The sequence below is a fragment of the Streptomyces sp. NPDC059008 genome, from assembly GCF_042749045.1.
GTDB lineage: Bacteria > Actinomycetota > Actinomycetes > Streptomycetales > Streptomycetaceae > Streptomyces.
On the sequence record NZ_JBHYJC010000020.1, the window covers coordinates 53427 to 65786 of the forward strand.

General features: G+C 73.2%; 10 protein-coding genes and 1 pseudogene. 3 read left to right on the plus strand and 8 right to left on the minus strand.

All coding sequences use genetic code 11. The annotated features are described in order from the left end of the window. Nucleotides 1–791 precede the first annotated feature (791 nt). The gene (locus ACFWZH_RS23220; RefSeq protein ID WP_384434313.1) at nucleotides 792–2951 is read right to left on the minus strand and encodes a RecQ family ATP-dependent DNA helicase; all 2160 of its coding nucleotides are present in this window, start codon (nucleotides 2949–2951) and stop codon (nucleotides 792–794) included. Nucleotides 2952–3418: 467 nt separating this feature from the next. On the opposite strand from ACFWZH_RS23220, the gene ACFWZH_RS23225 reads away from it, so the two are divergent. Further along, nucleotides 3419–4126 carry a hypothetical protein gene (locus tag ACFWZH_RS23225; protein ID WP_384434318.1) on the plus strand — a complete coding sequence of 236 codons (708 nt, stop codon included), beginning with the start codon at nucleotides 3419–3421 and terminating at the stop codon, nucleotides 4124–4126. Nucleotides 4127–4285: 159 nt separating this feature from the next. Here the strand turns inward: ACFWZH_RS23225 and ACFWZH_RS23230 are convergent, their stop codons facing one another. The 5 genes and pseudogenes from ACFWZH_RS23230 to ACFWZH_RS23250 all read right to left on the minus strand — a co-directional run bounded on the left by ACFWZH_RS23230 (nucleotide 4286) and on the right by ACFWZH_RS23250 (nucleotide 9253). Beyond that, nucleotides 4286–4933 carry a hypothetical protein gene (locus ACFWZH_RS23230; RefSeq protein WP_384434321.1) on the minus strand — a complete coding sequence of 216 codons (648 nt, stop codon included), beginning with the start codon at nucleotides 4931–4933 and terminating at the stop codon, nucleotides 4286–4288. Nucleotides 4934–4999: 66 nt separating this feature from the next. Then, nucleotides 5000–5701, minus strand: a complete 702-nt coding sequence (locus tag ACFWZH_RS23235) for a ribonuclease HII (protein ID WP_384434324.1) — start codon at nucleotides 5699–5701, stop codon at nucleotides 5000–5002. Between the two features lie 296 nt (nucleotides 5702–5997). Next, complete coding sequence (locus tag ACFWZH_RS23240) at nucleotides 5998–6906, minus strand: ADP-ribosylglycohydrolase family protein (protein ID WP_384434327.1); 909 nt, start codon at nucleotides 6904–6906, stop codon at nucleotides 5998–6000. 11 nt (nucleotides 6907–6917) lie between these two features. Further along, nucleotides 6918–7577 carry a histidine phosphatase family protein gene (locus ACFWZH_RS23245; RefSeq protein ID WP_384434330.1) on the minus strand — a complete coding sequence of 220 codons (660 nt, stop codon included), beginning with the start codon at nucleotides 7575–7577 and terminating at the stop codon, nucleotides 6918–6920. 57 nt (nucleotides 7578–7634) lie between these two features. Next, nucleotides 7635–9253: pseudogene (locus ACFWZH_RS23250) on the minus strand (ABC-F family ATP-binding cassette domain-containing protein). An 86-nt stretch (nucleotides 9254–9339) separates the two neighbouring features. On the opposite strand from ACFWZH_RS23250, the gene ACFWZH_RS23255 reads away from it, so the two are divergent. After that, complete coding sequence (locus tag ACFWZH_RS23255) at nucleotides 9340–10098, plus strand: TetR/AcrR family transcriptional regulator C-terminal ligand-binding domain-containing protein (protein WP_384434333.1); 759 nt, start codon at nucleotides 9340–9342, stop codon at nucleotides 10096–10098. Between the two features lie 27 nt (nucleotides 10099–10125). On the opposite strand, the gene ACFWZH_RS23260 is transcribed toward ACFWZH_RS23255, so the two are convergent. Then, a complete protein-coding gene (locus ACFWZH_RS23260) occupies nucleotides 10126–10731 on the minus strand; it encodes a YdbC family protein (RefSeq protein ID WP_384434336.1) in 606 nt (201 codons plus the stop codon). A 69-nt stretch (nucleotides 10732–10800) separates the two neighbouring features. Further along, entirely contained in the window at nucleotides 10801–10941 is a 141-nt protein-coding gene (locus ACFWZH_RS23265; RefSeq protein WP_384434338.1) for a hypothetical protein, read from the minus strand. Nucleotides 10942–11391: 450 nt separating this feature from the next. Here ACFWZH_RS23265 and ACFWZH_RS23270 point away from each other — a divergent pair, with 450 nt between their 5' ends. Continuing rightward, a complete protein-coding gene (locus ACFWZH_RS23270; protein ID WP_384434341.1) occupies nucleotides 11392–11913 on the plus strand; it encodes a TerD family protein in 522 nt (173 codons plus the stop codon). Nucleotides 11914–12360: the final 447 nt, after the last annotated feature.

Sequence of the window (12360 nt, forward strand, 5' to 3'; positions counted from 1 at the left end):
CCGGCCCGCAAAAAAATCCCCCTGCATCTGCTCGAACCGGTTGGGCCGCTGCCGTACGGCGCTCTGCAGCGCCTCCGCGGTCGGCCTTAACTGGTCAGCAGGCTCGGCTGCGACGAGGTGCGCCGCGTACGCGACGACACCGGCCATACCCCGCAGGGCGTCGGCCTCGGCAGCCCACTTCCGGAAAAATAACGATAATTCGAGCTTGGCGCTCTGCGTCGCACCGCACTCGGGGCGGTGGCCCCGGCGACCGCTCGCCGAGCCGCTCACGCCGTTTCACCAGGTCGGCAAGACCTACGTATCGCCGTGCCGAAACAGCAACTTCCGGACGAACTCACGTCCCTACCCCCCGATAGGTGCACGACACCCCCGTTAAGTGCACGACATGCCACCTGGCTGCCCACAGGCAACCTGAGTGGCCCTCGGCCATAGCCGGCCCGCCAAACCAAGATCGTTCCAGAATCTACCTGATCCGCAGCAAGTAAGCCACCCTGGCCGGATGCGTGGCCTTCCCATACTGGTCGGTATCCTGTATGCAAACCGAAGCATCAAGCATGGCGAGCTGCGAGTTGGCGCTCCACGCTGACGCAACTCGGATCTGGCGCTTGGCAGTTGACGCCCCGCCGCGGGCCACCGCGCCGTGTCCGGCAGCCCTCGGGTCGGCTGCGAGGGCGGCCGGCTCCGGCTACCGCACGCGTGCCGACCCCCGTGACCACCGACAACCCGCCGTCGGCCCATGGTGATCCGGCCACCCTGCTTGCCACTCCCGTCCAGGAACGACAGGGGGAAACTCAGCCCGCCGCGGCGAGGACCAACGGAAGAACCCCTTCGCTGCCTGCCCTGCGGAGCAGGCGGGCGGCGACCGCGAGTGTCCAGCCGGAGTCGGTGTAGTCGTCCACGAGCAGCGTGGGGCCGGGAGAGTGCGCCAGCGCACCGGCCAGTTCCTCGGACACGGTGAAGGCGCCGGAGAGCGCCCTGAGGCGTTGCGCGGAGTTGCTGCGGCGCGCCGTGTGCGCACCGTCCGGCCCGGTGTACGTCAGGGTGCCCAAGAACGGGAGCCGGCCGACGGCGGCGATCCCCTGGGCGAGCGAACCCACCAGCTGCGGGCGGGCCAGGGAGGGCATGGCGACGACCCCCACCGGCCGGGCGGCTGCGTCCGGGGCGCTCGACGCCCAACCGCCCGGAGAGCGCGCCCAGTCGGCGAGGACCTCCACCGCGGCCCGCAGGACATCGTCGGGAACCGGCCCGTCCGGCGCGTGCTCGGCCAGCAGCGGGCGCAGCCGGTTGCCCCAGCCGATGTCGGAGAGGCGTCCCAGGGCGCGCCCGGTGGAGCACTGCTCCTTGGCCGGGATACGGCCCTTGAGGTCGATGCCCAGTGCGGGCATCCCCGTCGGCCACATCCGGCGCGGCTCGACCTCCACCCCGGGGCGGTCCAGTTCCTTCGCCGCCGCCGTCAGCGTCTCCGACGAAACGGAGGAATCGGCCCAGGGGCCGGCGCAGTTGTCACAGCGGCCACACGGGGCCGCCCCCTCGTCGTCCAGCTGCCGGCGCAGGAACTCCATCCGGCACCGGGACGTGCTCACGTAGTCGCGCATGGCCTGCTGCTCGGCGGCCCGCTGCCGGGCGACCCAGGCGTACCGCTCGGCCTCGTAGACCCACTCGGCTCCCGTGGCCGTCCAGCCGCCCTTCACCCGCTTCACCGCGCCGTCGACGTCGAGCACCTTCAGCATGGTCTCCAGCCGGCTGCGGCGAAGATCCACCGACGCCTCCAGGGCCGGCACCGACAGCGGCCGCCCCGCTTCGGCGAGGGCCGCCAGGGTCTGTCGGACCTGCGCCTCGGGCGGGAAGGCGGTGTCGGCGAAGTAGCGCCAGATGGCCTCGTCCTCCTTGCCCGGCAGCAGCAGCACATCGGCATGGGCCACACCTCGGCCCGCGCGGCCGACCTGCTGGTAGTAGGCGATCGGTGAGGACGGCGAGCCGAGATGGAGCACGAAGCCCAGGTCGGGCTTGTCGAAGCCCATGCCCAGCGCCGACGTCGCCACCAGCGCCTTGACCCGGTTCTCCAGCAGGTCGGACTCGGCCTGCAGCCGATCGGCGTTCTCCGTGCGCCCCGTGTAGGAGGCCACCTGGAAGCCGCGCTGCCGCAGGTAGGCGGTGGCCTCCTCGGCCGCGGCCACCGTCAGCGTGTAGATGATCCCGGAGCCCGGCAGCTCGTCCAGGTGCTCGGCGAGCCAGGCCAGGCGGTGTGCGGCGTCCGGCAGCCGGACCACCCCCAGCCGCAGGCTCTCCCGCTCCAGCGGGCCGCGCAGCACCAGGGCCTCGCCGGCGCCGGTGCCCAACTGCTCGGCCACGTCCGCGGTGACCCGCGCGTTGGCGGTCGCGGTGGTGGCCAGCACCGGCACGCCCGGGGCGAGCTCGGCGAGCATCGCCCGCAGCCGGCGGTAGTCCGGGCGGAAGTCGTGGCCCCAGTCGGAGATGCAGTGCGCCTCGTCGACCACCAGCAGACCGGTCGTGGCCGCGAGCTTGGGCAGCATCTGGTCGCGGAAGTCCACGGAATTGAGCCGCTCCGGACTGACGAGGAGCACATCGGTCTCGCCGCGCTCCACCTCCTCGTGGATGGCGTCCCACTCCTCCGGGTTGGCCGAGTTGATGGTGCGCGCCCGGATTCCTGCCCGCGCCGCCGACTCGACCTGGTTGCGCATCAGCGCCAGCAGCGGCGAGACGATCACCGTCGGGCCGGAGCCGCGCCGGCGCAGCAGAGCGGTGGCGACGAAGTACACCGCCGACTTGCCCCAGCCGGTGCGCTGCACCACCAGGGCGCGCCGGCGCTCGCGCACCAGAGCCGCCACCGCCTGCCACTGGTCCTCACGCAACCGCGCCGAACCCCCCGGGTCGCCGACGAGCTCGGCGAGGATGGTGTCGGCTTCGGTGCGCAGCTCCATGTCGTCCATGCCCCCATGCAACCCGATGGCACTGACAATGAGCCACCTCACGCCGCGTGACGGGCGGCTCGCGAGCGGTCGACGAGCCATACGCCGATCAGGGATGACCGGATCGCAGCGCTTGATGGGCCGGCCCCGACCGGCCGCCCCCCGGGGGTGGCCCTCCGCCGACACCGGCCGGCCCCCGGCCGCGACCGCTCGGGCCGGGGGGCGAAGGGGGCGTTTTCGCTGGTCCTCGCCTTAAAGGGGTGGTGGCCGTGCGGCACGGGTCGGCGCGAGCGGGCACAGACATTTGCGATGTACCGGGGGATTCCGGGGCGCGTGCGGGAATTGCTCGTTGCCCGCATGCCTGTACGACCGCAAGAATTGGAGGTGCTTCCCCGTACCGGCCGTCCGTGCTCAGGCAGGGCCGTGCCCTGGTGCACAGGCGCACCCGGTCACACCCTACGCGCTGACGCGTAGACGAAGGGAGGAACGTGACCTTCGGCTTCGCCCCGCCCCCGCATACGCCCCCGCCCACGTCCGCCGACTCAGCCGCCCGACTGGGCCGGATGCTGGAGCCCGCCGAATGGGCCTCCGCCGGTATCCCGTTGCTGCGCAACCCGCGTGAGGTCGTCACCGGCCTGCATGATCGTCATCGTCCGGGGCCGTCGACGGCCATCGTGGCGGTGCTCGATCCGCAGGAGCGGGTGACGGCCAGCGCATCGTTCACCGAGCCCGCGGCCGCTCCCGACGGCTGGGAGTTCCGCAATGCGCTGCTGACGCATCTGCGCCGGGTCATCCCGCACGACCTGCGGCTGCGCTCCCCGGTCCGTACGGCCGTGCTGCTCTACTGCCGTGAGGGCGAGCCCCGTTGGACGGAGACCGACGGGGCGTGGATGTGGGGCCTGCGCGATGCCTGCACCCTGCACGGGCTCCGCTGCGGCGCGTACATCACGCTGACTTCCGAGCGCTGGCAGGTGCTGGGAGAGGGCCGCGGCGGGCGCCGCCCCAGCAGGTCCCCCACGGACAAGCCGGACGCGCCCGCACACCGCGTGGGGTCGGGTCGGATACCCGCGCCCCGGACGACGTCGGCGCGCTCGGACGCTCCCCGTATGACCGCGCCGGCCGCCCCGCGCCGGTCGGCCCCGCGCAGCACCGGCGGCGGCGCCCCGGAAGCCCATCGGCACACGGCGGCGCGCTGACCGCGTCGGACACCCCCTAGGGCGCCGGGAACGGCCGGCCGCGGGGTGGGCCGGCCGCACCGCGCCGCCATGGTGCGCAGCGCCGCGGCGGCCGGCTTCCGGGAACGGGAGCGAGCCCGGCGGCCGCTGGGGCCGACGGGCTGCTTCCGGCGAACGGGGTCAGGCGTTCGCGCCGAGAACGGCGTTGATCCGCTGCGGGTCACCGCAGACGATCAGCAGCGTTCCGGCGCGGGCCATCGCGGCGGGCAGGGCCCGTGCGGTGACCTCGTCCGTGCCGCCGTTGACGGCCACGACCACGACGGGCCGGCCGGTGGCGCGTTCGGCGCCGGCGTCCGCGTAGAACACATCGTCCGCGGCGTCGTGTTGGGCCCAGTAGGACGCCTCGCCGAAGGACAGTTCGTGTGCGGCCCACGGATGGGTTTCGCCGGTGGTCAGCACCAGGATGTCGGCCGGCGCACGCCCGGAGTCCAGCAGCAGGTCGACGGCCTCGTCGGCGGCGTCGATGGCGCCGTCGACGGGTGCCGGGATCAGCTGGAGCTGGGCTCCCGCGGTGCCGGTCTTGCCGGCCGGGGGCTGCGAGGAGCCGGTGCGCTGCGCCGGCGGAGCGGCGACGGGCCCACGCGGCGGGGCAGCGGGTCCGGGCTTGCCCGGACGGGCACTGGCCGCAGGGGCTCCGCGCGGAGGCGCGGGGCGGGGACCGGGACCAGGGACAGGACGGGGGGTCGGCGCGGTGCGGCCGGCGGCCGCAGTTGCGCGGGGACCCGGGACACTCTCGTGAATCTGAGGCTCCTCGGGGATGAGAGGCATAAGACGATGTCTATCAAACGTAAGTGCGGAACACGTCATCGGGTACCGAATTGATGCCCGCACCGCTCAGAAGTCGAAGCCGAGTTGGCCACCGGCTCGCAGAGCGGCTGCTTCGGGGGTGACGCGCACCTTCTTCAGATGCCGCCACCGGGGCAGGGCGTCCATGTAGGACCACGACAGTCGGTGGTGCGGCGTGGGACCGTACTCCTCCAGGGCGATGCGATGGGTCGGCGAGGGGTAGCCGGCGTTGGCCGCGAAGTCGAAGTCGGCGTATTCCAGGCCGAGTTCGGCCATCATCGCGTCGCGCCGCACCTTGGCGATCACGGACGCGGCGGCGACCGCGACACAGGACTGGTCGCCCTTGATGACCGTGCGGACCCGCCATGGCGCGCCCAGGTAGTCGTGCTTTCCGTCGAGGATGACCGCGTCCGGCCGGACCGGCAGCGCCTCCAGGGCGCGGGCGGCCGCGAGGCGCAGTGCGGCGGTCATGCCGAGCTCGTCGATCTCCTCCGGCGAGGAGTGCCCCAGGGCGTACGACGTGACCCATTCGCCGAGCACATCGCACAGTTCGGTGCGGCGCTTGGGGGTCAGCAGCTTGGAATCGGTGAGTCCGTCGGGCGGTCGACGCAGACCCGTGATGGCGGCGCAGACGCTGACCGGACCGGCCCAGGCTCCGCGTCCGACCTCGTCGATCCCTGCAACGATCTTGGCGCCCGTCGTGGCGCGCAATGATCGCTCAACGGTATGGGTGGGGGGCTCGTACGGCATGGCGCCAGCAAGATTACGCCTATTCGGCCCAGCAGTCCGCATCGGCTTCGCGCCTGGGGACAAACGATGCGGGCGGCGGTTCCGGCGGGGTCGACCGGTGCCGCTACCGACGGGTACGCACAGGGGCGCGCGGAGGGGGTGCGAGCACGCCGAGGACCGCGGCCGCCTCGCCTCCCGCGCGGCCGGGCACGGTGAAGTCGCCGTGGGCGGCCGCCCGTTGGCGGCGCGGGCGCATACGGGAGCGGAGGCGGACGATCGTCCCGCCTCGGGCGGTGAACGCGGCGGCGCGGGTGTGGTCAGCCGGCGGCAGTGGGAGCCCAGGCCGGGAGGGGCTCGGTGCCCTCCAGCCAGGCCTGGGGCGGGGCGCCGACGCGGCCGGCGGCGACGACGCCGCCGACGATGGCACAGGTGGTGTCGACGTCGCCGCCGGCCTGAGCGGTGGTCCAGAACGCCCGCTCGTAGTTGCCGAGGTGGCGGGCGGCCGCCCAGAGGGCGAAGGGCACGGTGTCGTGGGCGCTGGTGCGCCGGCCGCACCCCAGGACGGCGGCGACGGTGCCGGAGTCGCCGTAGTCGAGCATGTCGCGGGCCCGGCGCAGCCCGGCCTGTACGGCGCTGCGCGGGATCAGCTCCAGTACGCCGTCGAGCAGCTGCTCGGGGCCGGTCTCACGGGCCGGGTCGGCCACCAGGGCGGCCGCGGCGGCGACGGCCATGGCGCCGACGACGGCCTCGCGGTGCTGGTGGGTGGTGTAGGCGGAGATCTCCGCCTGGTGCGTGGCCTGCTCCGGGTCGTCGGCGTACCAGGCGCCGAGGGGAGCGATCCGCATGGCGGCGCCGTTGCCCCAGGAGCCCTGGCCGTTGAAGAGCCCGGAGGCCAGCTCGCGCCAGTCGCCGCCCTCGCGGATCAGCCGGAGCATGCGGTTGACGGCCGGGCCGTAGCCGCGGTCGAAGTCGTGGTGCTCGGCGAAGGAGCGGGCCAGGGCGTCCTGGTCGATCCGGCCGTGTCCGGTGAGCACGGCCAGGACGGAGCAGGCCATCTCGGTGTCGTCGGTCCACTGCCAGGGGGCGGGCGGCAGCTCGCGGCGCTTGAGGGCGGGGTAGTGGGCGGGGACGAAGAACTGGGATCCGAGGGCGTCGCCCACGGACAGTCCGCGCAGGCTCGCCAGAGCCCGCTCGAAGCGGTCGGCGTCACGGTGATCGGCGGTCATCGATGTGCACTCTAACCGGTGACGCCATAAGGCTCGGGTTCACACCAGCGCTCGAAGGGCCGGTCGAGGGTGTAGCGGCCGTTCGGGCCGAGCAGCAGGGTGCGCCACTCCGCGTTGCCCGGGTTGGACAGCGACTCGAATTCGGCCACCGTCCAGTGGAACCAGCGCATGCAGAACAGCCGCATGGTCAGGCCGTGCGTGACGATCAGGACGTTCGGCGGGTGGTGCGGGTCCTCGAAGCTGCGCCACAGGCTCTCCAGGAACGCGCCGACGCGGTCGTAGACGTCCGCGCCGGACTCGCCCTGGGCGAAGCGGTAGAAGAAGTGGCCGTAGGCGTCGCGGTAGGCCTTCTGCAGCCGTACGTCGTCGCGGTCCTGCCAGTTGCCCCAGTCCTGCTCACGCAGCCGGGGCTCCTCCCGGACCCGGATCCTGGTGGGGTCCAGGGCGAGCGCCCGGAAGGTCTGGTGGGTGCGGCGGTAGGGCGAGACATAGGCCGAGATCCGCTCCTCACCGAACATCGCCCGCAGCGGACCACCGGCCTGCTCGGCCTGGCGCCGCCCGGCCTCCGTGAGGGCGAGGGCGTGATCGGGTTCCCGCTCGTACACGGTGTCGTCGACGTTCCCCTCCGACTCGCCATGGCGGAGGAGCACGATGCGTCGGGGCCGAGCCATGCCGCCAGCCTAAAGGGGCTGCCCTGTACATGTCGCAGGCTGCCCCGGCGGGCCCCGTCAGCAGGCGACGAGAGCCGGGCGGCCGTCGCGTATCTCGAAGGGGCGGCCGCCGAAGCGGCGGCGGAGCAGGCGGTCGTGGGAGACCACGACCAGGGCGCCGGGCCATGCCGCCAGTGCCGCTTCGAGCTCTTCGACGAGGCCGAGGGCGAGGTGGTTCGTCGGCTCGTCGAGCAGCAGCAGGTCGGCTGGCGGGCCAGCAGCCTGGCCAGGGCGAGCCGGCGCCGCTGGCCGGCCGAGAGCGCGCCGACGGGTACCTGGAGGTCGCGTTCGCGGAACAGCCCGAACGAGAGCAGCAGCGCGGTCAGCTCCTCGGCCTCCCCGCTCAGGCCTCGGCGGAACGCGGCCTGGAGGGGCTCGGTCGGTCGGGAGACCGGTATTTCCTGGGCGAGGAAGCCGATCCGGCCCCGGCGCAGGACCGTGCCGCTGTCGGGCTCGGTGACACCGGCCAGCACCCGCAGCAGCGTGGTCTTGCCGGCGCCGTTCGCGCCGTGGATCAGCAGGCGTTCCCCGGCGGCGACGGTGAGGGAGTCCACCGCCAGCCGGTCCCCCACCCGCACCCCGTCGAGCCGGACGAGGGTGCCCTCGGCGTCGCCGAGGCCCGGCGCCGCCTGGAAGCGGAGGGGTTCGGGCGGTCTGGGGACGGGGTCCTCGCGGAGTCTGCGCAGCCGTTCCCGGGCGTTGCGCACCCTGCTGGACACGGATGCCTGGACGCGGCCCTTGTCCCGGTCGTACGCCATCTTGTTGCCGTCCTTGATGGGCCGGCCCTGGGCGACGACGCGCGCCGTCCCCGCCGCGAAGTCGGTGAGCCGGGTGATCTCTTCGCGCCACTGGGCGTAGCCCTGCTCCCAGCGGCGGCGGGCGGCGGTCCGGGCGGCGACGAAGGCGTCATAGCCCCCGCCGTGGCGGACGACGCTCCGGCGGTCCGCGTCGACCTCGACGATCTCCGTCGCGATCCGCTGGAGGAAGAGCCGGTCGTGGGAGACGGCCAGGACCGTGCCGCGGTGGGCGAGCAGGGCGGCTTCGAGCCAGTCCAGGGCCGCGGCGTCGAGGTGGTTGGTCGGCTCGTCCAGGAGCATGACCTCGGGTGCCGCGGCGATCAGGCAGGCGAGCCCGAGCCGGGCCTGTTCGCCGCCGGAGAGGCCGCCCAGCAGCCGGTCGTGGTCCAGGCGCTCCAGGCCCAGGGCGTGGATCGCCCTGTCGACACGGGCGTCGGCTTCGTAGCCGCCGCGCAGCTCGAAGAGGGTGAGCAGGTCGCCGTACTCCGCCAGCGCCTCCGCGGTGGCGTCTTCGAGCCCGCGTTCCAGCGCCCTGAGCCGCTGCTCCATCGCCCTGAGGTCCGCCAGGGCGGCGTCGATCGCGTCCTGGACGGTGTGGTCCGGCGGGAGGTCGGGGGTCTGGCCGAGGTAGCCGACACCGCCGTCGGCGTGGCGCACCACATGGCCTTCATCGGGCTGCTCGACGCCCGCGACGATGCGCAGCAGGGTCGACTTTCCCGCGCCGTTCTCCCCCACGATCCCCACGCGCTCGCCGGGGCGGATCGACAGCGAGACGCCGTCGAGCAGCAGCCGGTCGGCGTAGGACTTGGTGATGCCGTGCAATGAGATCTGTGTGGGCACTCGACCCTCCCCCCAATAAATGCAACCGGTGTTGCATTACGATGAGGATGACACACGCCGACCCACTAACGCAACCGGAGTTGCAATTGACTGGCGACGACACGACCGCGAACGCGGCTGCGGCGAAACCTCGGACACCGACCGAGGAGACGGCCGAGAAGGCGCCCGGCGGCGACGCCCCCACCCCCGGCACCCGGCGCCCCGGCGGGCGCACCGCCCGCACCCGCGCCGCCGTCCGCGACGCCGTCCTGGCCGGCCTCACCGAGCACGGCTACCCGGGCCTGACCGTCGAGTACGTCGCCGAGCACTCCGGCGTGCACAAGACGACGCTCTACCGCCGCTGGAAGGACGTCGAGGGGCTGGTGGCGGACGCCCTGGCCCTGGCGGGCGAGGACAGCTGGACCCCGCCGGACACCGGATTCCTGGAGGGCGATCTGCGCGCCCTCGCCCATGAGGTCGTCACCTCCTTCGCCGACCCGGCGGTGGCGGCGTCGGGCTCCGCGATGATCGCCGCCGCGTTCCAGTCGGAGCGCGCGGCCGATGCCCTGCGCGCGTACTACGCCGAGCGGTTCGCGCGGTGCGAGACCCTCGTCGAACGAGCGGTGCGCCGCGGGGAGTTGCCGACATCGGCGGAGCCCCGCCCCGGCGCCCCGGAAGGCGTCATCGACGCCGGCGCGCTCGTCCGGTCCGTCTCCGCGCCGCTCTTCCTCCGGCTGTTCATCACCCGGGAGCCGGTCGACGACACACACGCCGACCAGGCCGTCGCGGCAACACTGGCCGCCGCCCGCGCAGGGGCCTTCACCACCAGAGGCACGGTCGGCGGCACCCCGGACGCGGCCCCCTGAGCGCGCCCGGCGCCCCGTATGCGCCCGTCACACCGTCCACGACGGTTCGAGCTGCACCACATCTCCGGCGATCGCCCGGACATCCGCGCCTATCTGGGCCCGCAGCGCCAGCCGCTCCACCCGTTCGGGCCGGTATTTCCCCCGCTCGGCGGCCGACTGCCACATCGACAGCACCAGGAACTCCTCCCCCGGAGCCCGCCCCAGCATCCCTCGCAGCATTCCCGGTGAACCCGCCATCGCCGGGTTCCAGACCTTCTCCTGCATCAGCATGAAGTGGTCCACCCGGTCCTCGCGCACCTGGCAGTGCGCCAGCCGCAGCACGTCCACATCGGCGAAGACCGGGCGGAAGCCCACCTTCACGTCAAACTCGTGCTCGAACAGCCGCACTTGGGCGTCCTTGTACGTGCCGACCTGCGCGGCCGCCAAGCGGTCGTGCGAGCGCGCCATGAAGGAGTCGTAGAACGCCCGGCTCTCCCAGAAGGCGACCAGATGCGCGACGCCGGGCCGTCCCCGGCTCCAGCCCCCGCCCTGCCCTCGGAACCCCGGCTCACCCAGCAGCCCCGCCCATTTCCGCTGCCCCCGCTCGAACCCTCGACGGTCCACGACGGTGAGGCGAATCCACTTGACCAGCACCGCGCCATCGTACGGCCCGGGAGCGAATCCGGATCACTGCGCGTCACACTCCGACCACCCCGAATTTCCTTACGGACGCGGGTCGATGGGCACGTGGACGCCGAGCCCCCGCTCCGCCTCTCCGACCGCCGCCGACCACAGGTCCTCCCGACGGGCGCAGCCGAGCACCCGCGCGCCGTACGGAAGCCCGTCCACCATCCTGGTGCGCACGGCCACCGGGGCACGCCGCGGCGGAGATCCCTCCGCTCCAGGACCGGCAGCGCGCCGAGGCCCGGGGCCGGCCGGCCTTCGTGGCGCAGGCCGCCGCCAGGCCACCGCTGGCCGAAACCCTTCGCCCCACCTACACCGACCTTCCTGCGGTGTCACCCGGCTGATCTCCGAGACGTGCGACACCCCCGCCCCGGACCGGGCGGCCCGCGGCCACCTCAGCGGCCTCTGGGGCACGAGGAGCTCCCGAACCGACCGACGGCCGCCACGGGTCGAAAGGGGCGCTTTCCAGCCACTGCCCTGGCCGCCAATCCGCTTCCGACCAGGGGCAGTTCAGCCACCCCGGGGGCGCGGGGCGTGACACGATGGTCAGCCAACGGGAAGTCCTGGGGGCACGTCCGCGTGACCGCGTGGGTCGAGCCGCGCCCCCGGGAGATGACGGAAGGAAGCCCGGTGAGCACGCTCAACAAAGGGATCGAGAAGGTCGAGGTAACGCTCAAGTGGGACCCCAGCCCCATCGGCACGCCGGACAATGACCTCGACATCATCGCGGCGACCTACACGGCCGACGCACCCCATGGCGACCCGGCCTACCTCGTGGCCTTCGACAGCCGGTCGCCCGATGGGACCATCACTCTCAACCGGGACAGCCGGACCGGCCAGGGATTCGGCTTCGACGAGATCATGACGCTGGAACTGGACCGGCTGTCCGACACCTACACCCGCGTCGTCGTCGGGGTGGCCATCCAGCAGGGCGGGAGCCGCAAGGTCTTCGGCGACATACAGAACACCGCCGCACTGATCCGCGAGGGGTACACCGAACTGGCGTCGTACGACTTCGCCGAGGTCGCGCAGTCCACCGCGGCGAAGGTCGCCGAATTCACCCGGGACGAGGCGGGCAACTGGCGATTCCGCTCGGCGGTCCAGGGCTTCGACGCCGACCCCGACACCTTCGCCCGGCAGATGGGGCACTGACCGCGCTCACCGCGCTCACCTCAGTCGCGACACGGCACCGGGACCGGCAGCACTCCGGCGGAGAGCGGCCGGACCCCGGCACGAGAGGGGAGCGGCGGTCGGCCGCCCCTCTCCGTCCCCTCCGTCATGCACCCGCCTTCTTGTGGCGGCGATGCGCCGCCACCCGCTCCCCCGTTTCTGCTCGCCGTCGCCGCCGCCCCACTGGGCGCCACGCTCGTCCACCCGCTCGGCCGCCCACGGTCCGGACGTGCGGCGGGTCCCCGGACACGGCGAAGGGGACCGGCACCAGGCCGGCCCCCTCCACACACCGCTGAGCCACCGGGGCTCAGGGCGCGGGCCGCGCGGGCCCCCCCCGCCCCCCCCGCCCCCCCCCCCCCACACGCCCCGGGGGGTATTTAAAAAAAACACCCCCCCCCACCCCCAGTAAAAACGGGATGCACCGGGGAG